Origin of the sequence: Streptomyces sp. NPDC102441 (genome assembly GCF_044765585.1) — a bacterium.
Taxonomy (GTDB): Bacteria; Actinomycetota; Actinomycetes; order Streptomycetales; family Streptomycetaceae; genus Streptomyces.
In genome coordinates, this window is record NZ_JBIWKH010000003.1 from 386,101 (window position 1) to 410,318 (window position 24,218).

At 71.6% G+C, this 24,218-nt stretch carries 20 protein-coding genes and 1 tRNA gene; 12 read left to right on the forward strand and 9 right to left on the reverse strand.

All coding sequences use genetic code 11. From position 1 onward, the window contains the following. Window positions 1–69 precede the first annotated feature (69 nt). Window positions 70–921 (forward strand): ketose-bisphosphate aldolase, encoded by an 852-nt coding sequence (locus ACIREO_RS07995; protein WP_404106488.1) that lies wholly within the window; start codon window positions 70–72, stop codon window positions 919–921. Window positions 922–1,212: 291 nt separating this feature from the next. Here the strand turns inward: ACIREO_RS07995 and ACIREO_RS08000 are convergent. Next, window positions 1,213–1,286: transfer RNA gene (locus tag ACIREO_RS08000), tRNA-Pro, on the reverse strand. Between the two features lie 49 nt (window positions 1,287–1,335). Continuing rightward, entirely contained in the window at window positions 1,336–3,990 is a 2,655-nt protein-coding gene (locus ACIREO_RS08005; protein WP_404106489.1) for an ATP-binding protein, read from the reverse strand. Window positions 3,991–4,097: 107 nt separating this feature from the next. Here ACIREO_RS08005 and ACIREO_RS08010 point away from each other — a divergent pair, with 107 nt between their 5' ends. The 3 genes from ACIREO_RS08010 (at window position 4,098) to ACIREO_RS08020 (ending at window position 5,583) form a co-directional block, all read left to right on the forward strand. Beyond that, window positions 4,098–4,640, forward strand: coding sequence for a DUF309 domain-containing protein (locus tag ACIREO_RS08010; protein WP_404106490.1), 543 nt, complete (start codon window positions 4,098–4,100; stop codon window positions 4,638–4,640). 106 nt (window positions 4,641–4,746) lie between these two features. Further along, window positions 4,747–5,169 (forward strand): DUF350 domain-containing protein, encoded by a 423-nt coding sequence (locus tag ACIREO_RS08015; protein WP_356715627.1) that lies wholly within the window; start codon window positions 4,747–4,749, stop codon window positions 5,167–5,169. A 60-nt stretch (window positions 5,170–5,229) separates the two neighbouring features. Continuing rightward, complete coding sequence (locus ACIREO_RS08020; protein WP_404106492.1) at window positions 5,230–5,583, forward strand: hypothetical protein; 354 nt, start codon at window positions 5,230–5,232, stop codon at window positions 5,581–5,583. Window positions 5,584–5,602: 19 nt separating this feature from the next. On the opposite strand, the gene ACIREO_RS08025 is transcribed toward ACIREO_RS08020, so the two are convergent. Genes ACIREO_RS08025 through ACIREO_RS08035 form a run of 3 tightly spaced genes read right to left on the reverse strand, consistent with a single transcriptional unit; the run spans window position 5,603 to window position 9,722 of the window. Beyond that, window positions 5,603–6,874: an FAD-dependent oxidoreductase gene (locus tag ACIREO_RS08025; protein ID WP_404106493.1), complete on the reverse strand. Its 1,272-nt coding sequence runs from the start codon at window positions 6,872–6,874 to the stop codon at window positions 5,603–5,605. After that, on the reverse strand, window positions 6,871–8,292 hold the full coding sequence (locus ACIREO_RS08030; RefSeq protein WP_404106495.1) for an FAD-dependent oxidoreductase: 1,422 nt from the start codon (window positions 8,290–8,292) through the stop codon (window positions 6,871–6,873). The genes ACIREO_RS08025 and ACIREO_RS08030 overlap by 4 nt, the downstream gene beginning before the upstream one ends. Then, entirely contained in the window at window positions 8,289–9,722 is a 1,434-nt protein-coding gene (locus tag ACIREO_RS08035) for an FGGY family carbohydrate kinase (RefSeq protein WP_404106497.1), read from the reverse strand. The genes ACIREO_RS08030 and ACIREO_RS08035 overlap by 4 nt, the downstream gene beginning before the upstream one ends. Before the next feature lie 374 nt (window positions 9,723–10,096). Here ACIREO_RS08035 and ACIREO_RS08040 point away from each other — a divergent pair, with 374 nt between their 5' ends. Both ACIREO_RS08040 and ACIREO_RS08045 read left to right on the forward strand, forming a co-directional pair. Then, the gene (locus ACIREO_RS08040) at window positions 10,097–11,104 is read left to right on the forward strand and encodes a hypothetical protein (RefSeq protein WP_404106498.1); all 1,008 of its coding nucleotides are present in this window, start codon (window positions 10,097–10,099) and stop codon (window positions 11,102–11,104) included. A gap of 91 nt (window positions 11,105–11,195) precedes the next feature. Next, window positions 11,196–12,725 (forward strand): amino acid permease, encoded by a 1,530-nt coding sequence (locus tag ACIREO_RS08045; protein WP_404106772.1) that lies wholly within the window; start codon window positions 11,196–11,198, stop codon window positions 12,723–12,725. A gap of 22 nt (window positions 12,726–12,747) precedes the next feature. Here the strand turns inward: ACIREO_RS08045 and ACIREO_RS08050 are convergent, their stop codons facing one another. Continuing rightward, window positions 12,748–13,515: a sulfite exporter TauE/SafE family protein gene (locus tag ACIREO_RS08050; protein WP_404106500.1), complete on the reverse strand. Its 768-nt coding sequence runs from the start codon at window positions 13,513–13,515 to the stop codon at window positions 12,748–12,750. A 147-nt stretch (window positions 13,516–13,662) separates the two neighbouring features. Between ACIREO_RS08050 and ACIREO_RS08055 the strand changes: the two genes are divergently transcribed. From ACIREO_RS08055 to ACIREO_RS08080, 6 genes are all read left to right on the forward strand, one after another. Then, complete coding sequence (locus tag ACIREO_RS08055; RefSeq protein ID WP_404106502.1) at window positions 13,663–14,793, forward strand: substrate-binding domain-containing protein; 1,131 nt, start codon at window positions 13,663–13,665, stop codon at window positions 14,791–14,793. A gap of 102 nt (window positions 14,794–14,895) precedes the next feature. After that, on the forward strand, window positions 14,896–16,263 hold the full coding sequence (locus tag ACIREO_RS08060; protein WP_404106504.1) for an ABC transporter substrate-binding protein: 1,368 nt from the start codon (window positions 14,896–14,898) through the stop codon (window positions 16,261–16,263). A gap of 48 nt (window positions 16,264–16,311) precedes the next feature. Next, entirely contained in the window at window positions 16,312–17,313 is a 1,002-nt protein-coding gene (locus ACIREO_RS08065) for a carbohydrate ABC transporter permease (RefSeq protein ID WP_404106506.1), read from the forward strand. Next, entirely contained in the window at window positions 17,310–18,185 is an 876-nt protein-coding gene (locus tag ACIREO_RS08070; RefSeq protein WP_404106508.1) for a carbohydrate ABC transporter permease, read from the forward strand. Before ACIREO_RS08065 ends, ACIREO_RS08070 begins: the two co-directional genes overlap by 4 nt. A 37-nt stretch (window positions 18,186–18,222) precedes the next feature. Then, window positions 18,223–19,251, forward strand: a complete 1,029-nt coding sequence (locus ACIREO_RS08075) for a hydroxyacid dehydrogenase (protein WP_404106510.1) — start codon at window positions 18,223–18,225, stop codon at window positions 19,249–19,251. Then, window positions 19,248–21,140 (forward strand): DUF2264 domain-containing protein, encoded by a 1,893-nt coding sequence (locus tag ACIREO_RS08080; protein ID WP_404106511.1) that lies wholly within the window; start codon window positions 19,248–19,250, stop codon window positions 21,138–21,140. The genes ACIREO_RS08075 and ACIREO_RS08080 overlap by 4 nt, the downstream gene beginning before the upstream one ends. Window positions 21,141–21,156: 16 nt before the next feature. On the opposite strand, the gene ACIREO_RS08085 is transcribed toward ACIREO_RS08080, so the two are convergent. From ACIREO_RS08085 to ACIREO_RS08095, 3 genes are read right to left on the reverse strand one after another with little or no spacing between them, the layout of a single operon-like run. After that, window positions 21,157–21,792: a lactate utilization protein C gene (locus tag ACIREO_RS08085; RefSeq protein ID WP_404106512.1), complete on the reverse strand. Its 636-nt coding sequence runs from the start codon at window positions 21,790–21,792 to the stop codon at window positions 21,157–21,159. After that, entirely contained in the window at window positions 21,789–23,339 is a 1,551-nt protein-coding gene (locus ACIREO_RS08090; RefSeq protein ID WP_404106514.1) for a lactate utilization protein B, read from the reverse strand. Before ACIREO_RS08090 ends, ACIREO_RS08085 begins: the two co-directional genes overlap by 4 nt. Then, on the reverse strand, window positions 23,336–24,103 hold the full coding sequence (locus tag ACIREO_RS08095; RefSeq protein ID WP_404106516.1) for a (Fe-S)-binding protein: 768 nt from the start codon (window positions 24,101–24,103) through the stop codon (window positions 23,336–23,338). Before ACIREO_RS08095 ends, ACIREO_RS08090 begins: the two co-directional genes overlap by 4 nt. Between the last annotated feature and the right edge of the window lie 115 nt (window positions 24,104–24,218).

Consider the following 24,218-nt stretch of genomic DNA (forward strand, 5'->3'; position numbering starts at 1 on the left):
CCACGTAGCGGTACGGGCCGGCACCGGCCCGTACCCACCGAACCGACATGAAAGCGAGGGGACACCTCCATGCCCCTGGTTCCCACGCGCGAACTCGTCTCGAAGGCCGCCGCCGCAGGCCGGGCCGTCGCGGCGTTCAACGTGATCACGCTGGAGCACGCCGAGGCGATCACCGCCGGCGCGGTCGCCGCGGGCGCCCCGGGGGTGATCCTGCAGATCAGTGAGAACGCCGTACGGTTCCACGGCGGCCGGGTCGAGCCGATCGCGCGGGCCGCGGCCGAGGTCGGCAAGGCCTGTGACGTCGACGTCGCACTGCACCTGGACCACGTGACGGACATGCGGCTGCTGCGCACGGCGGCCGACGCGGGGTTCTCTTCCGCGATGTTCGACGCCGGGGCGCAGCCGTACGCCGAGAACCTCGCCGCCACTCGCGCCGCGGCCCAGTGGGCCCACGGCGCGGGCCTGTGGCTGGAGGCCGAACTCGGCTATGTGGGCGGCAAGCCCGACGCTCCCGCGAGCGCCCACGCGGCCGGGGTGCGCACCGACCCGCGGGAGGCGGCGCGCTATGTCGCGGACACCGGCGTGGACGCCCTGGCCGTCGCCGTCGGCAGCAGCCACGCGATGACCGAACGCTCCGCGACCCTGGACCACGCGCTCATCGAACGCCTGCGGGAGGCCGTGCCCGTGCCTCTGGTGCTGCACGGTTCGTCGGGCGTGGGCGACGACGATCTGCGACAAGCCGTTCAGGCGGGCATCGTGAAGATCAACATCGGTACCGCTCTCAACGTCGCGTTCACCGGCGCGGTCCGCGAGACACTGGCGCAGCGCCCCGACCTGACCGACCCCCGCCCCTACGTCGCCCAGGGCCGGGAGGCGATGGCGGAGACGGTCCGGGTCCTGCTCGGTGTGGTGAGTGGCTGAGCGGGGCCGAAGCTTTCCCCGCACCGGATGTCGCCTATGAGCTGTCCGGTGGATCATGGTTGATGCCCGGTGGTCCTGTGATGGTGAGGAGGGCGGCCTGTGGGTGCGCCTCGCCGTAGCGTGAGTCTCCGCACACCTCAGCGTGCTCCGCGCACCGCGCTCCCTGCCGAGCCCGCACGTCCTCACCCGCTGTCACCGGTCAAGGAACGCCGGTCCCCAACTGGCCCCAAAATTATCAAAGGCCGGTTTCGGATCTCTCCAAAACCGGCCCTGATTTGCGACTCTCTCGAGTCGGGACGACAGGATTTGAACCTGCGACCCCTTGACCCCCAGTCAAGTGCGCTACCAAGCTGCGCCACGTCCCGATGCGATTCCCCCGGTGTTCCCGGGTGACCGCGCAGGACAAACATTACCTCACTCCGAGGCCCGCATCGACGCCCCTACCTGCTGGGCGCGGGTCGCCAGCCCTTCGGCGCCGCACGCGGCGGCGAGCTTCTCGGCCCGGGCGACCTCCTGACGGGAGCGGATCGCGGTGCCGTACTCGAAGCGGGCCACGGCGTGCTCGTAGGCGGACGAGGACGACTCGAGGTGGCGTACGGACTCGGCCAGCAGGTGGGCGGCCTCCTCCGCCGGTGCGAACAGGGCCACGCAGCGCAGGGCCTCGCCGATCGCGGTGTCCGTGCCGAAGCGTTCCGCGTGGACCCGTGCCCGGGTGGCCAGCTGGGCGGCCCGGACGGGGTCGCTGTCGGCCAGGGCACGGGCGAGATCCCCGGCCCAGGGCGCCCAGACGCCGTTGAAGCGGCCTCGTGGCTCCAATGCGGCTCCCGCCGACTCCAGTTCGGCCACGGCCTCCTCCGTGCGCCCTTCGGCCAGCAGCAGCCGCCCGCGTACGCAGGGAGCGTCCGGCAGGACCATCGCGCTGGGGTACGGCGGGCCGAAGTCGTAACGGTCGGCGACCAGCCGGGCCTCCGCCGTCCGGCCGCGGGCGAGCAGGGTGTCGACAAGGAGACAGGTGGCGTCCCAGTGGACGGGCAGTCCGCTGCCGGCCCGGTCGGCGAGGCGCAGCCCTTCGCGCAGGAATCCCTCCGCCTCGGCGAGACGGCCGCGCCTGCGGTGCACGAGGCCGAGGAGGGTGTGGGCGAACGCGAGGTGCGCACCGCTCCAGCCGGAGATCTCGAAGGCACGCACGGCCTCGCCGAAGAGTGCCTCGGCCCGGTCGAGCTGGTCGGTGAACGCGTAGGTGATGCCCACCATCGTGGGGAGCTCGAAGCCCCACTCGGAGTCGGTCCAGCCGAGCCCGCGCGCGGGCCGCCCGTCGACGAGCGCCCGTTCGCAGAAGCCGACGACGAGTTGGGCGTTCTCGCCACGGAGCATGGCGTCGAAGGCCCGCAGGGTGAGCAGGGCGCGCTCGGCGTTGTCACGGCCCTTGAGGTGGTCCGCGTTGCGGGCGAGGCGGGCCGACCGTGCGGGCCCGTCGTCCTCGGCGGCCTGCATGCCCTCCCACAGGAAGTGCGCGGCCTGCAGACGCATCAGCCCGGGGCCGGGTGCGGTGCGCGACGCCTCGGCCGCCAGCGAGAGCGCAGCCTCCTTGAGCTGGTTGTTGTGGGACAGGGCGGAGGCGAGCCGGAAGGTGGCGTCGATCCGGAGCGTCCCGTCGAGCCCCGGCGTGTCGAGTGCGGCGCGCAGGTGCTGCACCGTGGTGGCCGGCGAGGAGAGCAGCGTGGCGCAGCCCAGTTCGTACAGCAGCGCCGCTCTGTCGTGGGGGCGCGGCGGCTCGTCCATGGCGCGTTCGAGGCAGCGTCTGGCGGCTTCCGGGGCGCCGACGGCGAGGTGCTGCCGTGCTGCCTCGCGGAGCTGTGCGACCAGTTCCTGGTCGTCGTCCGGGTGGACCTCGAGCAGATGGCGGGAGGCAGCCGCGGCCCCGAGACCGGCCTGGGTGATCGCCCAGGCCGCCCGTCCGTGCATGGCGGTGCGCGTCGCCGGCGGGATGGAGCGGTAGACGGCGGTGGCGATGAGCGGGTGGACGAACTCCAGCGGGTCGAAGCCGCTGACGATGCGGGCGTCCCGCAGCCGGGCCGTGCAGTCGGCGGCCTCCGCCGAGCTCATGCCGGCCAGTGTCGCGGCGAGCTCCTGGGAGATCTCGGTGCCGAGCACGGCCGCCGCCCAGGCGAAGCGGTTGGCGTTGGTACCCAGCCGTTCGAGGCGGGCGACGAGACCGCTGCCCCGGGCGGAGGCGCCGAGCTCGCGCAGGAGCCCGGCCGATTCCTCCACCGGCGCCAGTTCGCGGTCCTGCGCCTTGGCGACGAGTTCGACCGCTTCGTACGGATTGCCTCCGGTGACGGCCCAGACCTCTCGGCAGAAGGGACCGTCGGCGTGGTCACCCAGGCCTGCGCGTACCAGGTCGGCCGTGGCCTCGGGGGTGAGCGCGCGCAACGCCACCCGGGTCAGCGCCGGATGGCCGGTGGTGCGGCTCTCCGGTGTGCGGGCGATGGCCCAGTCGGCGTTGCGGTCGGCGAGTTCCTGGGGACGGTGCGCCTGGACGACCAGCACGGGCAGTTCGGTCAGCCGCGCGGTGAAGCCCGAGAGCCAGGCCAGGGATTCGCCGTCGGCCCAGTGCGCGTCGTCCACTATCAGGAGAAGCGGCCGGTGGCTGAGGCGGGAGGCGAGCCGCGCCACGACGTAGTCGAGGCCGTCCCTGACACCTTGCGGGTCGGGCTGCGGGCCACTGGGGTCGGAGAGGCCGAGCGCCGGTGCCGCGATCTCGTACCAGTCGCCGAACAGGGCGCGGATCTCGTCGGCGGGGAACCTGACCAGCGCGGGCTGGAGCAGTTGGCGTACGACGTGGAACGGGACCGAGGTGACCGTCTCGCCGCCGCGGGCGGACCAGACGGTGCACCGGTCGGCGGCCATGGCCTGGATCTCTCCGAGCAGCGCGGTCTTGCCGATGCCGGCTTCGCCGCTGAACACCAGCAGTCCCCCAACTGCTTGTCCGCCGCAGAGGGCGTCCAACGCCTTTGCGGCTGCGGCGAGTTCTGGTTCGCGCTCGTACAACGGCCGGGACGGCTTCATGCCTCCCCTTCCCAGGGTGGTTGTGAAGAGGACCGAGCCTAACCGTGCGCGGGTACAGGCGGACAGGGTTCCCGCGGTTATCCGCAGGTGCGAGGCACAATCAGGGGGTGGACGAATCTCGCAGGGACCGCGACGAAGAAGGGCGGGCGCGCAATGCGCGCCCCCGGGACGGGCTGGGGCGCCCCCTGCCGTACGGGACTCCGGGGGTGGAGCGGCAGCCCGAGGGTGTGGTGCGCGCCCCCGGCGAGTCGGTACGCGAGGCCCAGCGGCTGCTGGACGCCGGCATGCCGTTCCATGCCCACGAGGTCTTCGAGGACGCCTGGAAGTCGGGGCCTGACGCGGAGCGGGAGCTGTGGCGGGGTCTCGCGCAGATGGCGGTGGGGCTGACCCATGCCGCCCGGGGCAACGCGGCGGGCGGGGCCCGGCTGTTGAGGCGGGGCGCCGCCGCCGTCGACGGGTTCCGGACGTCGGATCCGCACGGGATCGGCGTGGACGGGCTGATCAGCTGGGCACGGGAGTTGGCGGGCCGGGTGGACCCGCCCGGGCTGGAGGGGCAGGAGGCTGCGGCGGGAGACACCAGGGGCGCCGCCGCGGTGGACGCGGCCGCGGAGGCACCCTGGTTGCTGCGGGGAGACCGGGCCGGAGAGTGAACACACCCATGCGATAGGTTTTGCTCCTTCCTGACGGCGTGTTGATCACGCCGGTCTCATTCACGTTCCATTCTTCGACCAACTCGCTCAGGAGACGGACGCCCCGATGACCGACATCATCAACGGCCTCGGCCGTGCCACCGCATACGGGGCCCTCGGCGTCGTACTGCTCGTTCTCGGCATATTTCTGATCGACGCCCTGACACCGGGCAAGCTCGGCCGCCAGATATGGGAGGAGCGCAACCGCAACGCCGCGCTGCTTCTGAGCTCGGCGCTGCTGGGCATCGGCGGCATCGTGTTCACGTCGATCTGGACGACGTACGAGGACTTCGGCAAGGGGCTCGCCTCGACGGCCGCGTTCGGGCTGCTGGGTCTGATCATGATGGCGGTGGCCTTCCTGGTCGTGGACCTGGTCACGCCCGGAAAGCTGGGGGCCACGCTGGTGGAGCGGGAGCCCCACCCGGCGGTGTGGGTGACGGCCGCCTGCAACCTGGCGGTGTCCGCCATCGTGTCGGCGTCGATCGCCTGATCGGCCCGGGATCCCCCGTCCGGCGAACATCACGGTGCGCAGCCATTACGATCCGGCGTCATGAGCACTTCTGACCAGGACCAGGACCGCCGGCAAGAGCAGGACCACGAGCCGGGCGAGAGCCCCGCGGCGATACCGGGGGCCGCCGCGCCGGAGCAGAGACTCACGCCACGTCAGGCGCGGCGGCTGCGGATCGTTCTCTCCTCGGTCGGCATGGCGGCGATGGCCGTCGTCCTGGCCCTGCGGATCGCCAGCCGTTCGTCGGTCCTGGTCGTCGGGGTCTACGGGCTCGCGCTCATCCTCTGCGGTGTGGTGATCGAGCTGAGCAGGAACGGCCGCACCCGGCTCGGCAGCTGGCTGCTGGGCGCGGGGCTCGTGGCAGCCGTCGGCGCCGACTGGCTGCTCATTCCCTGAGCCGGCCCCGCCCGGCCCGTCACAGCGCGGTGATCCGTACGGCTCCGCCGGCCGGGTCGACCCGGCCGGCCCAGTCGGCCGCCAGATGGAACGGCCTGCCCGGGACGGCGGCCGAAAGCAGCCGCTGCCGGTGGAGTTCGCGCCCGTCCTGCGAGACGACGAGCAGCGGCCGGGACAGCCGCCGGGCGGTGCGCAGCACGAACCGGTCCCCCTGCGGTCGCGCGCCGTCCGGATCCGTCACGTTGGGGGCGATCCATCGCAGGGGTGCGTCGACCACCAGGCGCCGTCCGCCTCCCGCCGGTTCCTCGGTGCCGGCCAGCCGGTGCAGTACGGGCACCGCCACGGCTCGGCCCTCCTGGGCCGCGAACCCCGCGTGCTCGACGGCGTGCAGCAGATTCCCGGCGGCGAAGACACCCGGCACCGAGGTGCGGAACGCCGCGTCGTACGCGGGTCCTCGGGTGCCGGGATCGAGGAGGATCCCACCGCGCCTGGCCAGTTCGTGGTCGGGCACGAAGTCGCCGGTCAGGACGACGGTGTCGCAGCGCAGGGTCGTGGTGCGGCCGTCGTGGCGGCGCAGAGTCACCCCGGACAGCCGTGTCCTGCCCGTGAGCCCCGTGACGGTGGCTCCGGTGAGCAGCGGGGTGTGCCGGTTCCGCAGCCGGACGGGGCGGGGCTGCCGGCCGGTGACCATGGCGACGACGCGGACCCCGGCGGCGCGCAGTGTGGCGGCGGCCGCGTGGCCGACGGGCTCGTCGCCGACGACGACCGCCCTGGTGCCGATCCGCTGCCCGTACAGATGGACGGCCTGCTGGAGTTCACCTGTGGTGTAGACGCCGGGTGGCCGGGTGCCGGGGATCAGACGGGCGCTGCGCGGGCGTTCGCGGGCGCCGGTGGCGAGGACGAGGGCCCGGGCGGTGATCCGCTCCAGGCCCCCGGGTCCGGTGGTCTCGACGGTGCGGGGTCCCGCCCACCCGGTGACCGTGACTCCGGTGCGCAGGGCGGCTCCTGCGTCGACGGCCGCTGCCACGCTCAGCCTGGCGTAGGCGGGCCCGCCCGTGCCGCCCGGGGCGTACGCCGATCCGGTCGCCTGTGCCCAGGCGTACGCGGACCGGGCGAGGCGCCCGCCGAATCCGCCGTGGTGGCAGTGGCGGGGGATCCCGCCCGCCTCCTGCTCGCGCTCCAGGATCTCCACCCGGCCCGCTCCCACCGCGGCGAGTTCGGCTCCGGCCGCGAGGCCGGCCGGGCCTCCGCCGACGATCAGGACGTCTACGTCGCGTGCGTGTCGCGTCACGGTCGTGCCTCCTCGAACAGGGCGCGGACGGCGGCGCCGCAGTAGAAGCCCTGGCACCGGCCGCCGCGCGCGCGGGTACGGCGCCGGAGGCCGTCCAGGGAGTGCGGCGGAATCGTCGCGGACAGCGCGTCCCGGATCTCCCCGAGGGTGACCTGTTCGCAGTGGCAGACGACGGTGCCGTACGCCGGATCCCCGGCGATGAGGCCGGCACTGCGATAAGGGCGGGGGAACGCCTCGCCGAGGTTGGGCATCGTCAGGGACGGGAGGTCGTGCGGCTCGGCGAGCTCGAGGCCGGTGGCCGCGAGCAGTCCCATGACATGGCGGCCGATCGCCATGGACGCGGTGAGGCCGGTGGAGCGGATGCCGCCCACCGCGACGTAGCGCAGGCGGGGGTACTCCTGGATCCGGTAGTCCTCCTGCCCGGTGGCGGCGCGCAGGCCGGCGTAGACGGCGGTGACCTCCTCGTCGAGGAGCGCGGGCACGATCCGGTGGCCCTTCCGGCGCAGGAGGCGCAGGCCGTCGGCGGTGGACCCGGTGTCGGTCTTGTCGTCGAGCTCCTCGGCGGTGGGTCCCAGAAGGACGTTGCCGAACACGGTCGGTGCGACCAGGACGCCCTTGCCCGCCGCTCCGGGGACCGGCAGGAGGATGTGGCGGACGAGTTCGCGGGCGAGCTTGTCGAAGACGATGAGCTGCCCGCGGCGCGGGGTCACGGTGAACACGTCGTGGCCGAGGAGCCGGTCGATCTCGTCGGCGTGAAGACCGGCGGCGTTGACCAGGTAGCGGGTGCGCAGCGGGCCTCGCGAGGTGGTGAGTGTGTGCCCCCCGGCGTCGCTGCCGATGCCCCGCACCCGGCAGTTGAGATGCAGGTGCACGCCCGCCCGGACGGCCTGCGTCGCGAAGGCGAGCGGGGTGGTCCAGGGGCAGATGACGCTCTCGTCGGGGACGACGAGGGCGCCGAGCGCGCCGGGCCCCAGATGCGGTTCACGGGTCCGCAGTTCGTCGGCGTCGATGATGCGGGACGCGTGGTAGCCGTTGCGTCCGGCTTTGTCCCGCAGCCGGGGCAGTGCGGCGAGCTGTTCCTCGTCCCAGGCCACGAGGAGGGCACCGACCCGCTCGACCGGGATGCCGGTCTCCGTGGCGTAGGCGGCGAGGAGCTCCTGCCCCTCGCGTACGAGCCTGGCCTCCAGCGAGCCGGGGACGGCGTCGAATCCGGTGTGCAGGATCGCGGTGTTGGCCTTCGACGTGCCGTCGCCGATGTCGGCGGCGGCGTCGATCAGGGCCGTGCGCAGGGGGTACCGGGCCAGTTCGCGGGCGATGGCGGCGCCCACCACGCCCGCGCCGACGACGGTCACGTCGTACGTGTCCTCGGCGTCCTGCTCCGAGGACAGCGGGCCTGCTGTGGTGAGGGTGACGGTCACGCGCGCTCCAGCAGGCTGTCCACCGCGGCACGGAAGCCCGCGAGCCGCTCGGACGCCTCCTCGGGGCCGATCCGTGGTTCGTACACGGCGGAGGGCCGCCACTCGGGGGCGGCGCTGCTCGGCGACAGCCGCGGATCGAGCCCGAGCCTGGCCACCGCGCCGGCGCCGAGCGCGGTCACGTCGGGCAGTGCCGAGACCTCGACCGGTCGTTGCAGCAGGTCCGCCTGGGTCTGCATGAGCAGGGAGGAGCGGGTCAGCCCGCCGTCCACCCGCAGCGAGGTCAGCGGGGCCCCCAGGTCGGACGCGACGGCGTCCGCGAGGGCGACGACCTGAGCGGCGATGCCCTCGCAGAGGGCGCGCACCAGGTGGCCGGCAGTGGTGTCGAGGCCGAGACCGGTCACGGAGCCGCGCAGGTCGCTGCGCCACCAGGGGGCGGCGAGGCCGGCGAGCGCGGGGACGAAGGTGACCCCGCCGGTACCGGGGACCGAGGCGCCCACCGGGTCGAGGTCGGCCGCCCCGGAGATCACACCGAGGTCGGTGAGCCAGCGCACGGCCGAGGCCGCCGTGTAGACCTGTCCGTCGAGGCAGTAGTCCGTCCGCCCGCCGAGGCGCCAGGCGACACAGCTGACCAGGCCGGTGGAGCCGGTGCTGGGCCGGCCGCCGGTCTGGGCGAGGAGGAACGCCCCGGTGCCATAGGTGCATTTAGCCTGGCCGGGTTCCAGCGCGTTCTGCGCCAGCAGGGCGGCCTGCTGGTCGACGATGAGACCGGTCAGAGGAACTTCGCCGCCGAACGCGGTGGTGGTGCCGACCGGCCCCGCGCAGTCGACGACCGCGGGCAGCCTTTCGTCGGAGAGGCCGAAGATCTCCAGGGCCGCGGTCGACCAGCCGACGTCGTGGAGGTCGAGGAGCTGGGTGCGTCCCGCGGTGGCGGCATCGGTGACGAAGGATCCGGTGAGCTGGTGGACCAGCCAGGAGTCGCTGGTCGTGACGACACCCTCCCGGGTCAGTTCGCGGCGTACCCACGCCATCTTGGGCGCGGCGAAGTACGGATCGAGCGGCAGCCCGGTGAGCCGCTTCAGCTCGTCCCCGTGGGCGGAGAGGCCGGCGCAGATCCCTTCCGCACGCCGGTCCTGCCAGACGACGGCGTCGGTGAGCGCCCGGCCCGTCGCGGGGTCCCAGGCCAGCACCGTCTCGCCCTGGTTGGCCAGGCCGACGGCCGCCACGGGTTCGGCGGCGTCCGCGACCGCCTGCCGGCCTGCGTCGAGGACCGACCCGATCAGCTCGGCGGGGTCGGCCTCCACGAGGCCCCCGGCGCCGTACCGCGTGCGCACGGGCGCGGAACCGGAACCGATCACCCCGCGCTCGGGGCAGATCACCAGCGCCTTGGTCCCGGACGTCCCCTGGTCGATGGCGAGCACCGGTTTCGTCAATCCACGCTCCAGCCGTGCGGACCGCCCTGACTCGGGCGGAATCGTGATCATCTGGTCCCCGCGCCCACAGTCGTGCAGACCACGCCCTGCGTCAACCCTCACCGGAACATCCCGCCCGAAGGGGGCGGAAGCGCGCAACGTCCGGTATATGAAGGCTACTTGAGTAAGATCCGCAGAGTCGCCGGAAGAGAGGCCCGCAGCGCTCTACACTCACCGCCGAGCACACAACCGGACGATGACCAATGACAGTTCGAGACCAGACAGCCCAACCCCCCACGTTCCTTGAGGATTCATGACGAGTAGAACCTGCGCCGTGCCACTGTGCCCGGCCCACCGCCCCGCCCCCACCGCGCGTTCAGGGGCGGGGCGCGTACATGGCTTCCGGTGACTTCCGGCCGGTCTACCACCCAGCAGGGCACGACCACCCGCTGCGTGTGGCGCTACAGGACCTGCGTACCGGCCGTTGGCTCGCCATGCGGAATCTGCTGGAGAGCACACCGGACTGGGCTCTGTGGACCCAGCGGACCCAGGTACTCGCGGCCGTGGCGGCGGGTTCCGACATGGTGCAGGCCTGGCTCGCCGAGGAGCCCCGGAGTGTGGCCGCTGCGGTGATGCACGCCCGGGTGACCGTGGAACGGGCCGTACGGGCCCACCGGGAAGGGCGCCCGAGAGCCCAGGAGCTGTGGCAGGAGGCGTGGGAGGGGTGTCGCTCCGCCGCGCACGCCTCGCCCTCGGACCCGGTGCCCTGGGTCTGCCTGCTCGCGCTGTCCCAGCTCGACGAGGGGCAGCGCCTGGAGGAGCACCGGCTGCGCCCGCCCGGCCCGATGCTGTTCCCCGGGCCGTGGGGGCTGCTGGCGGAGGCGGACAAACGCGATCCGTTCAATCGCGAGGCCTACCACCGGATGCTGCAGTTCGTCTACGCGAGACAGGCGAGCGGCACACTCTCCGAGGCGGTCAACTTCGTCCAGTGGGCGGCCTCTTCAGCCCCTGAAGGGTCCGCGCTCCATGCGCTGCCGCTGTACGTCCGGGTGGAGCGCTACCGCCGTGAGCACGGCAACGAGCGGGCGCTGGACCTGCACTGGGTCACCGAGGACGGCGAGCGCGACGCCCGGCGTGCCCTGCGCGTCTGGTTCGCCGCCGCGGACCCGGCCGCCCTGTCCCTGCTCGACCTCAACCATCTGGCGCACGCGCTGTGGGGTTCGCTCCGCTTCGCCGACGCCGCCCCGGTGTTCCGTGCGATGGGGCCGTACTACACGTCTGTCCCCTGGGCCCACCGCACCCGTACCCCGCAGGATCCGGCCGGCGCCGAGGAGGTGTTCCTCCGGGCCCGGAGCCGCTGTCTGGCCGCCGGGCCCGAGCCCGGGAGGGATCCGCACGGCTGACCGGCCCGTGCCCCTCCGCGGAGTGAGCGCACGGCGTTACTCCACCCATGACTTCTACCGTCCCCGTTCCCCCCACCTGGAGGTCGTCTCCATGTCCATATCCGCCTCGCCTCCGTCGAGCACGGAGCCCACGCCGCACAAGGACGAGGAGCAGCGGCTGCGCGAACTCGGCTACCAGCCGGTGCTGGCCCGCCGCATGGGCGGCTTCGGCAACTTCGCGATCAGCTTCTCCGTCATCTCGATCCTCTCCGGCTGCATGACGCTGTACGGCTTCGGCATGTCGACCGGCGGCCCGGCCGTGATGCTCTGGGGCTGGGCCGGCGTCGGCCTGTTCGTGCTCTGTGTGGGCATGGCGCTGGCCGAGGTCACCAGCGCTTATCCGACGTCCGGCGCCCTGTACTACATGGCGGACCGGCTCGGTGGCCGTAAATGGGGCTGGTACACCGGGTGGCTGAACCTGCTCGGGCTGCTGGGCGCGATCGCCGGTATCGACTACGGGGCTGCGCTGTTCACGGGCGCTCTGCTCAATCTGCAGTGGGGGTTCGACCCCACCCCCGGCTCCACCATGTTGATCTTCCTCTGCATCCTGCTGCTGCACGCCGTGCTGAACCTGTTCGGTGTGCGCCTGGTCAGTGTGCTCAACTCGATCAGCGTCTGGTGGCATCTGGCCGGTGTCGCCGTGATCGTGACGGTGCTGGCGATCGTGCCCGCGAACCACCAGTCGCCGTCGTTCGTCTTCACCGAGTTCGTCAACGACACCGGCTGGGAGAACCCGATCTACGTGGCGGCGATCGGCCTGCTGCTGGCGCAGTACACCTTCTGCGGCTACGACGCCTCGGCCCATCTCTCCGAGGAGACCTCGAACGCCTCGGTGACAGCGGCCAAGGGCATCGTCCGCGCCATCTGGGTCTCATGGGTCGCCGGTTTCGTCCTGCTGGCCGGACTGACCTTCGCCATCCAGGACTACGCGGGCACCCAGAACAGTGCCACCGGGGTCCCGCCGGCCCAGATCCTCATCGACGCGCTGGGCACGGCGGGTGCCACCGCCATGCTGCTGATCGTCATCGCGGCCCAGCTGTTCTGCGGCAACGCGGAGGTGGCGGCCGCCAGCCGAATGGTCTTCGCCTTCAGCCGTGACAACGCGCTGCCGGGCTCGGCCCTGTGGCGCAAGGTGAGCGCGCGTACGCAGACCCCGGTGCCGGCTGTCTGGCTGTCGGTCGCTGTCGCCGCTCTGCTGGCGGTTCCGTCGCTGTACTCCGCGACCGCGTACGGGGCGGTCACCGCGATCAACGTCATCGGGATCACGCCCGCGTACGCCATCCCGATCTACCTGAAGCTGCGCGCCGGGGACCGCTTCCAGCGCGGGCCCTGGCATCTCGGCCGCTGGTCGAAGCCGATCGGCTGGATCGCCGTGGTCTGGGTGGCGGCCGTGTCCGTGCTGTTCCTGCTGCCGCAGTCCTCGCCGGTGACCATCGACTCGATGAACTACGCGTCGATCGCCCTGGTCGCCGTGCTGGTCCTGGCCACGGTGTGGTGGTTCGTCGCGCGCCGTTCGTACAGCACCCCGGCCGCGTACGGGAACGCCCGTGAGCAGGCGGAGATCGCCGAGGGCATCGTCTGACGACCGCTCCCCCGGGCGGTCTTCAGCGCAGCAGCAGCTGAAGGCCGCCCAGGACGGTGGCTCCGATCACGATCCGGTCGAAGACCTTCTGGTTGATCCGGCCGACGCAGGCCCGGCCGAGGCAGGCACCCGGGATGACGAAGAGCACCAGTGCGGCGTCCAGCAACAGCGACTGCGCGTCGATGAGGCCGAGTCCCACACTGAACGGCACCTTGGACGTGTTGACGATCAGGAAGAACCACGCCGACGTCCCGAGGAACCCGAGCTTGCGGAATCCCGCCGAGAGCAGATAGAGAGACATCACGGGGCCGCCCGCGTTGGCGACCATCGTCGTGAAGCCGCCGAGCACCCCGTACGTCCGGGCCTTGAGGCGCCCGCCGCGTGAGGGTTCGTCCGTGTCCTCCCCTTCCGCCGGCGGCTCGGGCCGGGCTCGTCGGCGCCAGAGGGTGACGCCCGCCATGAAGAGCAGGATCGCGCCGATCGAGCGTGCGACGGCCTCGTCGTCGGCCCACAGCATGAAGACGGTGCCCGCAACCACGCCCACGGCGACGGCGGGGAAGAGCCGCAGCAGCGTGGGCCAGTGGGCGTGCCTGCGGTAGACCAGCACGGCGAGGATGTCGCCTGCGATCAGGATCGGGAGCAGCACTCCGGTCGATTCGCGGGCCGGCAGTACGGCCGCGAAGACCGCGAGGCTGATCGTGTTGGCGCCGCTGACGGCTGTCTTGGAGAAGCCGACGAGCAGGGATGCCGCCGCGAGCGCGGCCAGTGGCCAGAGCGTGAGGGTGTCCATTTCGGATCAGATGGTAGACACATCGTCCCTTCGGCGGATCATCGTTCCGTCCTGTGGCCGTCCGGAGCCGCCGTCCCTCGCTATGCTGCGATCATTCATGAGAAACGTTCAAACGAACATCGCACAGCGGTAGGCAAGGGGGCCAGCATGCGGGAGCCGGTCGAGCTGCGGCGCAAGCGCATCCTCGCGGTGGTGCACGCGCGCGGTGCCGTCAAGGTGAGTTCGCTCGCCACCGAGCTGGACGTCTCGGCGGTCACGCTGCGGCGGGACGTGGAGGAGCTGGCCAGGACGGGAATGCTGCGGCGTGGGCACGGGGTGGTCCGTCCGATGGGGGATCCCGGCCCGGCCACGGCTGTGCCGGCCGTACCCGCCGCCCGGAGCGGGGAACCGGACGGCGACGGGGCCGCGGTCGCCCTGGTCGTCCCTGAGCGGCATTCCTATCTCTACGAGACCCTGCACGGCGCCAGGACGGCCCTGGAGGAGGCCGGGACCCGCATCACCCTCCACATCGCCCCGCAGGCGGCCGGAGCGGAACGGCCGCAGGTGGAGCGGGCTTTGGCAGCCGGGGCGCGCGGTCTGCTCATCGCCCCCCGGTGGCGGAGCGCCGCCGGCGAGGAGGCCGACTACGGCTGGCTCGCCGAACTGGGCGTACCGACGGTCCTGATGGAGCGGCGACCCCGGCCCGGCAGCGCGCTGCACGCCCTGGACTCGGTCTGCTCCGACCACTGGTACGGGATCCACCTGGCCGTCGACCACCTGATCTCGCTCGGCCACCGCCGGCTCGTGCTGGCCGCCAGGAACGACAGTCCGACGGCTCGCTCCATACGTTCCGCGTTCACCGAGATCGCCGCTTCCCGGCCGGAGGTGGAGGACTGGTCCGTGGTGCTCAGCTCCCCGAACGCGGGCCCCGGGGAACCCGGCACACGGGAGTCGGTCCCGGATCTCACCGTGCTGCTGCGGGAGCGCGGTGTGACCGGCGCCGTCCTGCACGGCGACGAGGACGCCCTGATGCTGGTCCAGCGGCTGACGGAGAGCGGGATCCGTGTACCGCGGGACTGCTCCGTGGTGGCGTACGACGATGTCGTCGCCGCTCTGGGCAGCACCGCTCTCACCGCGGTCGCCCCACCGAGGGCGGAGATCGGACGGGCGGCGGCCGAACTGCTCCTGCACCGGCTGGCGCACCCGCCCGGCACGGCCGGCCCCGTGCGCAGGGTGGAGCTGCTTCCCCGCCTCGAAGTGCGGGGATCGACCCAGGGGCTGCCCCAGTCGGCCAACTGATCGTTTGAACACTTCAAGCTTCTTTTGATCGATCTATTGACCGCTATCGATCAGCCGATCAGTATTCCCCGTGTCTCGAATCAGGAGCCGCGGGAGGCGCACATGCCTGGTCGACAGAGCCGTCGATCCGTGCTCGCCACGATCACCGCACTTCCTCTGGCAGGCGCTCTCAGCGCCTGCGGAGGCGGTGGCGGAGACACACGATCGGGCGGTACGAGCAGTACCGGCAGGAACGTAAGCAGCAGGACGGGCAGGAAGACGCGGATCACCTTCTGGTCCGCCCTGCGGGGCAGTCAGGAGGTCGTGGACGCGTTCAACCGCGGGCACGACACCATCGAGGTCGACTACCAGCAGGTCCCGTCCGGGACCCAGGGCGGTTACGCCAAGCTCAGCAGCGCCGCACGGGCCGGCAACGCCCCGGACGTGGCCACCCTCGAATACCCGCAGGTCCCGGGCTTCGCCATCGACGGGGTCTGCCGCGACATCACGGACCTGGTTGGCGAAGGGCTGCGGGCGAAACTGCTGCCGCAGGCCCTGGGGCTGACCACCTTCGAGAAGCGGGTGTTCAGCGTCCCGCTCGACATAGAACCGATGGTGCTGCACTACCGCACCGACCTCTTCGAGCGTTACGGGCTGACCGTCCCACGCACCTGGGAGGAGTTCGAGGACGCGGCAAGGACCGTACGGGGCAAGAGCGGTGACCGGCGGATGGCGCTCTTCCCCACGGACGGTGACACCCATCTCGCCGCGTTCGCCTGGCAGGCGGGCGCCCAGTGGTTCGACACGGCGGGCGGCGCCTGGAACGTCTCGCTCGCCGACGCGCCCACCCGCCGTGTGTCCGCCTTCTGGCAGCGGCTGACCGACCAGGACCTGGTCTTCATGAACGCGGTGGAGAGCCGTCAGAGCGATGTCCAGATCGGCGACGGCATGGTGCTCAGCCGGCTCAGCGGCGCGTGGGACGCCGGTGCACAGATGAAAGCCCGTCCGAAGCAGACGGGGAAGTGGGCACTCGCACCGCTCCCCCAGTGGGATCCGGCCGACCCCGGTGTCGGGACCCATGGCGGCTCGACCTTCGCGGTCACCAAGGACAGCCGGCACCCGGAGGCCGCGATGGAGTTCATCGACTGGCAGGTCTCGCATCCGGACGCACTGCGAGCCCGGCTCTCCAGCGGTGCGAGCAGCCAGTACCCCGCCGCGCCGGGCCTCGTCGACGTGGGCCGCAAGGCCTTCGACCGCACTTACTACGGCGGGCAGGACATCTACACCCTCTTCGAGCAGGAGGCCCACAAGATCCGGCCGGGCTGGATCTGGGGCCCCCGGATGACGGCCACCGGCAGGATCATGAAGGACGGGCTGGCACGGGCGAGCGGAGGCCAGGATTCCATCCTCGGAGCGGTCCGGGCGGCGCAGGAGGGCACGATGCCCGACCTCAGGGCGCTCGGCCTCTCCACCACCCGGCACACCACCTGACCGGCGATCCGCACCCCGTTCCCAGCAGCAGAGAGGCAGGTGACACCCATGACCAGCACCACCCCCGTGTCCGTACCGGCGGACGCCTCCGCCCGGCCGTCACCGAAGAGTCCGGCCGCCGCCGCACCGGCACCCGTGGGCCGCAGGTCCGCCCGCCGGCGTGAACTCGGCGCCTGCGGCGTCCTGATGACACCGTTCTTCGTCCTTCTGGTGACCGTCTTCCTGATCCCGGTCGCCACCGCCGCCTATCTGAGCTTCTTCAGCGACGATCAGCCCGGGCTCGGCTTCGGCCCCGAGCGGACGGTCTTCGCCGGGCTCCGTAACTACACCGCCGTCCTGGCGGACCCGACGTTCCTCAGCGGTCTCGGTGTCGTCGCCCTGTACTGCGTGGTCTACATCCCGCTGATGGTGATCGGCGCCCTCGTGCTGGCACTGCTGCTGGACTCCGGCGTGGTCCGCCTCCGGGCCACGGTGCAGCTCGCCCTGTTCCTGCCGCACGCCGTGCCGGGCATCATCGCGGCCCTGATCTGGCTGTACCTGTACACCCCCGGCATCAGTCCGGTCATCGACCTGCTCGGCAGCGCCGACATCACCGTCGACTTCCTCGGGGTGCACATGGTGCTCCCGTCCATCGTGAACATCGCACTGTGGAGCAACCTCGGCTACAACATGGTCGTGTTCTACGCCGCCCTGCAGGCGGTCCCCCGCGAGGTCATCGAGGCGTCGGTCGTCGACGGCGCGGGCCCCGTCCGCACCGCCCTCCAGGTCAAGGCCCCGCTGGTGCGTTCGTCGATCGTCATGGTGGCGATGTTCACGCTCATCTTCGCGCTCCAGCTCTTCACCGAGCCGATGCTGCTCAGCCAGTCGACCCCGATGATCAACTCGCGCTTCTCGCCCAGCATGTACATCTACGACGCGGCGTTCACCCGGAACAACTACGGTCTCTCGGCGGCTGCCTCGGTCATCCTGCTCCTGTGCACGATCGCCCTCTCCTACGGCGTCACCCGCTGGACCAACCGCGCCAACGCCGCCGAGGAGGCCACCCGATGAGTGCGTCGACCGTCTCTCGCACCGCCTCTGCCCTGCGGCCCCGGCTTCTCGGGCGCTCCGTGGTCAACCTGGTGGTCTTCGTCTCGGTGCTCTACACCCTGCTGCCGGTGCTGTGGCTGGTTCTCGCCTCCACCAAGGACAGGGACACCCTGTTCAGCAGCGACATCCTGTCGTTGAGCGGCTTCTCCTTCGTCCAGAACATGAAGGACCTCTTCACCATCGACGGCGGGCTGTACGGCCGTTGGTACGGCAACAGCCTCCTGTACGCGGTGCTCGGCGCGGCCCTGGGCGCGCTGATCAGCGTCGCGTGCGGCTACGCCTTCGACAAGTACCGTTTCGCCCACAAGGAGAAGCTGTTCGGCCTGGTGCTCGCCGCCGTCATGGTGCCGCAGACGGTGCTCGCCCTGCCGCTCTATCTGATGGCCTCCGGCACCGGTCTCGTGAACACCTTCTGGGCGGTCTTCATCCCCGTCCTGTTCAATCCGTTCGGGGTCTACCTCGGCCGGATCTTCAGCCAGGGGTACGTGCCCGACGAGGTGCTGGAGGCCGCGCGGATGGACGGAGCGGGCGAACTGGCCGCCTACTTCCGGGTGGCGCTCCGCATGCTGGGGCCGGGACTGATCACCGTCTTCCTCTTCCAGCTCACGGCCATCTGGAACAACTTCTTCCTGCCCATGGTGATGCTCTCCGACCAGGACCTGTACCCCGTCAGCCTCGGCCTGTACTCCTGGAACAGCTCCGCGTCCGTATCACCCGAGTACTACCCCGTCGTCGTCATGGGCTCGCTGCTCGCGGTGCTGCCCCTGATCCTCGCCTTCGCCCTGCTCCAGCGATTCTGGCGGTCCGGACTGACGGCGGGTGCCGTCAAGTAGCCGTGCCGCCCCGCCCGGACCACCGCTCAGGAGAACCATGCCCAGCACTCCCCCCGCATCCCGCCGTCCGCGAGCCGCGCTCGCCATGGGGGCCGAGGCCGCAGCCGCGGTGCTCTCCCCCGACTCCCTGGCAGCACTGGCCGAGGTGTGCGCTCTCGCCCCCCTCCCCGCGATCGACGACTTCACGACCGAGGAGGCCCGGGCCGTACTCGCGGACACGGAGGTCCTGATCACCGGCTGGGGCTGCCCGCCGATCCACGCGGGTGTCCTGGAGGCCGCGCCCGCCCTGCGGGCGGTCGTGCACACGGCGGGCTCGGTACGCGGCCATGTCACCGACGCCTGCTGGGACAGGGGCATCGAGGTGTCGTCGGCCGCCGCCGCCAACGCGCTGCCGGTCGCCGAGTACACCGTCGCGATGATCCTGCTGTCCGGCAAACGGGTCCTGGAGCGGGCGGGGGAATACCGGGCCACCCGCATTCGCGACAACTGGCTCGCGATGCCGCCGGGTGTCGGCAACTACCGCCGCACGGTGGGCATTCTGTCCGCATCCCTGATCGGCCGACGGGTGATCGAGCTGCTGCGCCCCTACGACCTGCGGGTGCTGCTCCACGACCCGTACGTCACGGACGAGGAGGCCGCCGGGCTCGGCGTCCGCCCCGTCACCCTGGACGGGCTCTTCGCGGAGAGCGACGTGGTCAGCGTCCACACACCGCTTCTGCCCGGGACCACGGGGCTGGTCAGCCGCGGACTCCTCACCTCGATGCGGCCGGACGCCGTCCTGATCAACACCTCCCGGGGTGCGGTCGTCGACCAGGACGCCCTCACGGACGTACTGCGGACGGAGCGGATCCGGGCGGTGCTCGACGTCACCGACCCCGACCCGCTTCCGGCCGGCCATCCGCTGTGGGACTGCGAGAACGCGGTCATCACCCCCCATCTCGCGGGATCCCAGGGCAACGAACTGCGGCGGCTGGCCGATCTGGCCGTCGGCGAGGTCGCCCGCTGGGCCGCGGGCGACGGCTTCACCCATCCCGTACGACGCGAAAGGCTGGCGTTCCTCGCATGACATCCACTCCCTTCGAACTCCCCTCCGACGACCGCGTGTCGAGCCCGTACACCGGCTACACCCGGGCCCACTGGGAAGCGACGGCGGACGGACTGCTGGACGCCGCCTGGAAGTGGGCCACCCCCGGCCGCGCCCTGCTCGACCTGCCGGGGCGCCCCTCCGGCTCCGGGGTCAGGTCCGACGGCCTGGAGGGCTATGCCCGTACGTTCCTCACCGCCGCGTTCCGGGTCGCGGGCGCGGAGGGCAAGGACCCGCACAACTGGCTGGAGCGGTACGCCGACGGGCTCACCGCCGGTACCCGCTCGGCCGGGCGGGACGACGCCGAGTCCTGGCCGCTGATCCTGGACCACACCGTCTTCGGCCAGCCGATGGTGGAGTCGGCCTCGGTGGCGATCGGACTGCGGCTGACCCGCCCCTGGCTCTGGGACCGGCTGGACGCCGCCACCCAGGACCGGGCGGAGGAGTGGCTGCGCGGCGCCCTGCGGCACACGCCGGCACCCAACAACTGGTATCTCTTCCCCTTCTCCGTGGCCGGATTCCTGGAGTCGGTCGGCCGGGGCGACGCGGAGACGGCACGGGTCCGGCAGCGGGCACTCGACCTGCTGGAGGGGTGGTACCGCGGCGAGGGCTGGTACGCCGACGGGGACGGGCGCGCCTTCGACCACTACAACGGCTGGGCGCTGCACCTGTATCCCGTGCTGGACGCGTATCTGTCGGGCGACGCGGAGCTGTCCGCGCACTACGGCGCACGTCTGAGCGAACATCTGGACGGCTTCTCGCTGATGTTCGGCGCGGACGGCGCGCCGCTGCACTTCGGGCGCTCCGTCACCTACCGGTTCGCGGCGGGCGCCGCTGTCGGGATGGGCGCGGTGTCCGGGCACACCCCGCTGGCGCCGGGTGTCTCACGCCGGCTGATCAGCGGCTCCCTGCGGTACTTCCTGGAGCGCGGTTCGGTGGGGGACGACGGTCTGCTGAGCCTGGGCTGGCACGGTCCGCACGACGCGTCACTCCAGGTGTACTCCGGTCCTTCGTCGCCGTACTGGGCCTCGAAGGCCTTCGTCGCGCTCCTCGCCCCGGCGGAGCACCCGCTGTGGACGGCGGAGGAGGAGCCCGCCCCGAGCGAGGGCCCCGACCGGGTGCTGTCGCTGCCGTCGCCCGGACTGCTGGTGCAGTCGACCCGGGCGGACGGCATCGTGCGGCTGCACAACCACGGCAGCGACCACATCAGGCCGCACGAGGGTGAGACCGCGGGCCTGTCGGACCCGCTCTACGCGCGCCACGCGTACTCGACGGCCACCGGCCCGACGGCGGCCGCGAACACCGCGGACAACCATCTGTCGGTACGGGTCGCGGGCTCCCGCAGCAGCCGGGTCCGGATCCACCCGCTGGGCGCCGGACACGGGGACGGCTGGGGATGGGCCGCGTCCTGGCACACGCCGGTCTTCGACCGGGGCGCGCCGACGGTGCCGGGGCTGCGTGTGGAGAGCGTCACGGTCGTCCGGGGCCGGTACGAACTACGGGTGCACCGGGTCCTGGGCGCGCCCGCCGGGACACGCGCCGAGCTGACGGGCTGGGCGACGGACCCTCAGGGCCCGGTGCGTTCCGCGCTGCACGGGCTGCACGGCTGGCCCGACCAGGAGGTCGTACGGGCTCCGCAGGGCACGGCGTTCACCCGGTGGGCGGTGCTGCCCCGGCTGGGTGCCGATGTGGAGGGAACCGAGGTGCTGGTCGCGCTGGCCTCCCTCTCCGCCGAGCCGGACGCCTCCCCTCTCGCCACGGCGGTGAGCGGCGTGGACGTCAACGGGGAGACGGTCGCGGTGCGCTGGGCCGACGACGGGACGACGACCCGTATCGGCTTCGCGCCGCTGGAGGTCACCCACTCCCCCTGACCTCCGCCCAGGCTCCTCAGGCGTCGGTACGGATCACCACGGCGAGGGTGCGGGGGCCGTGGACGCCCTCCACCCGCTCCAGTTCGATGTCGGACGTGGCCGAAGGACCGCTGATCAGGGTCGTCGGCCTGTCCGGCACCAGCCGGGCCACCGCCTCCGGGACGCCTGCCACGACGGAGGACAGGTCGACCACGCAGACATGGAGGTCGGGGACGAGGGACAGGGCGCGCCGGCCCTGGTCCGGCGATCCGTCGAGGAAGATCGTGCCGGTCTCCGCGCAGCTGACGGCGGAGGCCGTCACCACACCGTCCAGCGCGTCGAGGCTGGGTGCGGGGATGTCCGCGGAGTCCCGCTGGACCTCGCCGTCGTAGGCGGTGAGCCACTGCTCGTCCAGGCCGTCCGGAACTCCGATCCGCCGGGCTCCGCACTCGCGCAGGATCCTGGCGACCACTTCGGCCGTGCGGTCACCGGTGCAGGGATGGACCTGCGCCTTGTAGTCGACGAGCCGGTCGGTCAGGAGCGTGAGGCGTTCGTCGTCCGGAAGGGTGCGGCCCGTGCGGTAGTCGCGGGGGATCTCGCCGCCTGGGGTGGGCGCGAGGGCCAGGGCGTCCCGGATCCTGCCCAGCACCGTGTCGCGTGCGGTGGTCGTCACTGCTCCTCCTGCTGGTCGTCGGAGCGCCGGGCGGCGCCCTCCTCGGAGGCTTCGCGCATGGTGGACCTGCCCTCGGCGGAGGCCAGCCAGGAGCGGAAGGACTGTTTGGGCGGGGCCGCGGTGTCGCGGCTGTCGCTCCAGCCGTGGAGCGGGGCGGGCAGGTGCGAGATGGTGCGGTCGCGTCCACCGACGCCGACGGAGCGGCTCAGGGAGGCGGCCTTCTGCGCGGCCGTGTAGATCCTGGGAGACTTCATCACCGTGGCCGCGGCCTTCATGGCGAGCTTCTCCGCCGTGGTTCCGGACTGTTCGGTGTGCTGGTGGCGCAGTTCGACGAGCATGGAGGGGATGTCGATCTTCACGGGGCAGGCGTCGAAACACGCGCCGCAGAGGCTGGAGGCGTACGGCAGCGAACTGTTGGGGTCGTTCTTGGCCGCGTCCATCCCGGCGAGCTGCGGGGTGAGCACCGCCCCGATCGGGCCGGGGTACGTCGATCCGTACGCATGACCGCCGGCCCGCTCGTACACGGGGCAGACGTTGAGACAGGCCGAGCAGCGGATGCAGTTGAGCGCCTCGCGGCCGATCGTGTCGGCGAGAGCGGCGGTGCGGCCGTTGTCGAGGAGGACCAGGTGGAAGTCCTGCGGTCCGTCGCCCGGAGTCACGCCGGTCCACATCGAGGTGTACGGGTTCATCCGCTCGCCGGTCGAGGAGCGGGGCAGCAGCTGGAGGAAGACCTCCAGGTCCTGGTAGCGCGGCAGGACCTTCTCGATCCCCATCACGGTGATGAGGGTGTCGGGCAGGGTCAGGCACATCCTGCCGTTGCCCTCCGACTCGACCACGGTGAGGGTGCCGGTCTCCGCGATACCGAAGTTGGCACCGGAGACGGCAACCTTGGTCGTCATGAACTTCTCGCGCAGATAGGCGCGGGCCGCGGCGGCGAGGTGCGCGGGCACGTTGTCGAGATCCGGGTCGACGCCGGGAATCTCGTCGAGGAAGATCTGCCGGATCTCGTCGCGGTTGCGGTGGATCGCGGGCACCAGGATGTGCGAGGGCTTGTCGTCGGCGAGCTGCACGATGAGCTCGGCCAGGTCGGTCTCGTAGGGCGTGATGCCCTCTTCTTCGAGATGCTCGTTGAGGCCGATCTCCTGCGTGGCCATCGACTTGACCTTGATGACGTCGCTGCTACCGGTGGCCTTGATCAGCCGGGTGACGATCTCGTTGGCCTCGACACCGTCGCGCGCCCAGTGGACGGTGCCGCCGCGGTCGGTGACCTTCTCCTCCAGTTGTTCCAGCAGCTCGGGCAGGCGGTTCATGGTGTCGGTCTTGATGGCCGATCCGGCGTCCCGCAGCTGCTCCCAGTCCGGGAGTTCACCGGTGACGTTGATGCGCTTGGCACGGATGGTGCGGGTGGCCCGTCCGAGGTTGCGGCGCAGCTGCTCGTTGCGCAGCTCGTCGTGGGCGGCCTCGGGGAACTTGCGCTCCCCTCGCAGGTTTCCGGTTCCGTACGGGGAGCGGGGCGGGGCGGCGGGCATGCCGAGGAACGTGCTCATCGGGCGGCCTCCATCAGGGCGTACGGCGCTGTGCGGGTGGATCCGAGGATCTGGGCCAGATGCAGGGTGCGCGTACCGGACTTGATACGCGAGAGCCCACCGCCGATGTGCATCAGGCAGGAGGAGTCCCCGGCGGAGCACACATCGGCCTTGGTGTCCGAGATGTTGCGCATCTTGTCCTGGAGCATCGCGGTGGAGGTCTCGGCGTTCTTCACGGCGAAGGTGCCGCCGAAGCCGCAGCAGGAGTCCGCCTCGGGCAGCTCGACGAGGTCGATCTCCTCGACGGCGCGCAGCAGCCGCAGCGGCTTGTCACCGACGCGCAGCATCCGCAGGGAGTGGCAGGTGGGGTGGTAGGTGACACGGTGCGGGAAGTAGGCACCGACCTGGGTGACGCCGAGGACGTCGACGAGGAGCTCGGAGAGCTCGTACGTCTTGGCCTTGACCGTGGCGACCCCGGCACGCAGCGCGGCGTCGCCGTACCGCTCGGCGACGATCTCGTGCTGGTGGCGGACCGAGCCGGCGCACGAGCCGGACGGCATGACGACGGCGTCGATCGAGGCGTCCCCGAACTGCTCGGCGAAGTTCCGCACCAGCGGGACGGGTTCACGCTGGTAGCCGGTGTTGACGTGCATCTGGCCGCAGCAGGTCTGGTCCGGCGGAAAGACCACCTCGTGGCCAAGGCGGGCGAGCAGCACCGCGGTGGATTTCACCGCCTCCGGGAAGAGCGTGTCTCCCAGACAGGTGGCGAAGAGTCCGATACGCATGGGGCCTCCTCGGGGATTTATGGTCCGACCATACTACCCTCGGTCCTAGCAGGGAACCCTGTGGGCGCGCTGCACCGGAGAACGACGGAACGGGAGCGGGGACGGTGCGTGCGCA

Excerpts from the sequence above, each read along its gene's own strand:
- ACIREO_RS07995 (WP_404106488.1), top strand. The coding sequence starts at position 70 with ATGCCCCTGGTTCCCACGCGCGAACTCGTCTCGAAGGCCGCCGCCGCA.
- ACIREO_RS08005 (WP_404106489.1), bottom strand. The coding sequence starts at position 3,990 with ATGAAGCCGTCCCGGCCGTTGTACGAGCGCGAACCAGAACTCGCCGCA.
- ACIREO_RS08015 (WP_356715627.1), top strand. The coding sequence starts at position 4,747 with ATGACCGACATCATCAACGGCCTCGGCCGTGCCACCGCATACGGGGCC.
- ACIREO_RS08020 (WP_404106492.1), top strand. The coding sequence starts at position 5,230 with ATGAGCACTTCTGACCAGGACCAGGACCGCCGGCAAGAGCAGGACCAC.
- ACIREO_RS08040 (WP_404106498.1), top strand. The coding sequence starts at position 10,097 with ATGGCTTCCGGTGACTTCCGGCCGGTCTACCACCCAGCAGGGCACGAC.
- ACIREO_RS08045 (WP_404106772.1), top strand. The coding sequence starts at position 11,196 with ATGTCCATATCCGCCTCGCCTCCGTCGAGCACGGAGCCCACGCCGCAC.
- ACIREO_RS08050 (WP_404106500.1), bottom strand. The coding sequence starts at position 13,515 with ATGGACACCCTCACGCTCTGGCCACTGGCCGCGCTCGCGGCGGCATCC.
- ACIREO_RS08055 (WP_404106502.1), top strand. The coding sequence starts at position 13,663 with ATGCGGGAGCCGGTCGAGCTGCGGCGCAAGCGCATCCTCGCGGTGGTG.
- ACIREO_RS08060 (WP_404106504.1), top strand. The coding sequence starts at position 14,896 with ATGCCTGGTCGACAGAGCCGTCGATCCGTGCTCGCCACGATCACCGCA.
- ACIREO_RS08065 (WP_404106506.1), top strand. The coding sequence starts at position 16,312 with ATGACCAGCACCACCCCCGTGTCCGTACCGGCGGACGCCTCCGCCCGG.
- ACIREO_RS08070 (WP_404106508.1), top strand. The coding sequence starts at position 17,310 with ATGAGTGCGTCGACCGTCTCTCGCACCGCCTCTGCCCTGCGGCCCCGG.
- ACIREO_RS08075 (WP_404106510.1), top strand. The coding sequence starts at position 18,223 with ATGCCCAGCACTCCCCCCGCATCCCGCCGTCCGCGAGCCGCGCTCGCC.
- ACIREO_RS08080 (WP_404106511.1), top strand. The coding sequence starts at position 19,248 with ATGACATCCACTCCCTTCGAACTCCCCTCCGACGACCGCGTGTCGAGC.
- ACIREO_RS08090 (WP_404106514.1), bottom strand. The coding sequence starts at position 23,339 with ATGAGCACGTTCCTCGGCATGCCCGCCGCCCCGCCCCGCTCCCCGTAC.
- ACIREO_RS08095 (WP_404106516.1), bottom strand. The coding sequence starts at position 24,103 with ATGCGTATCGGACTCTTCGCCACCTGTCTGGGAGACACGCTCTTCCCG.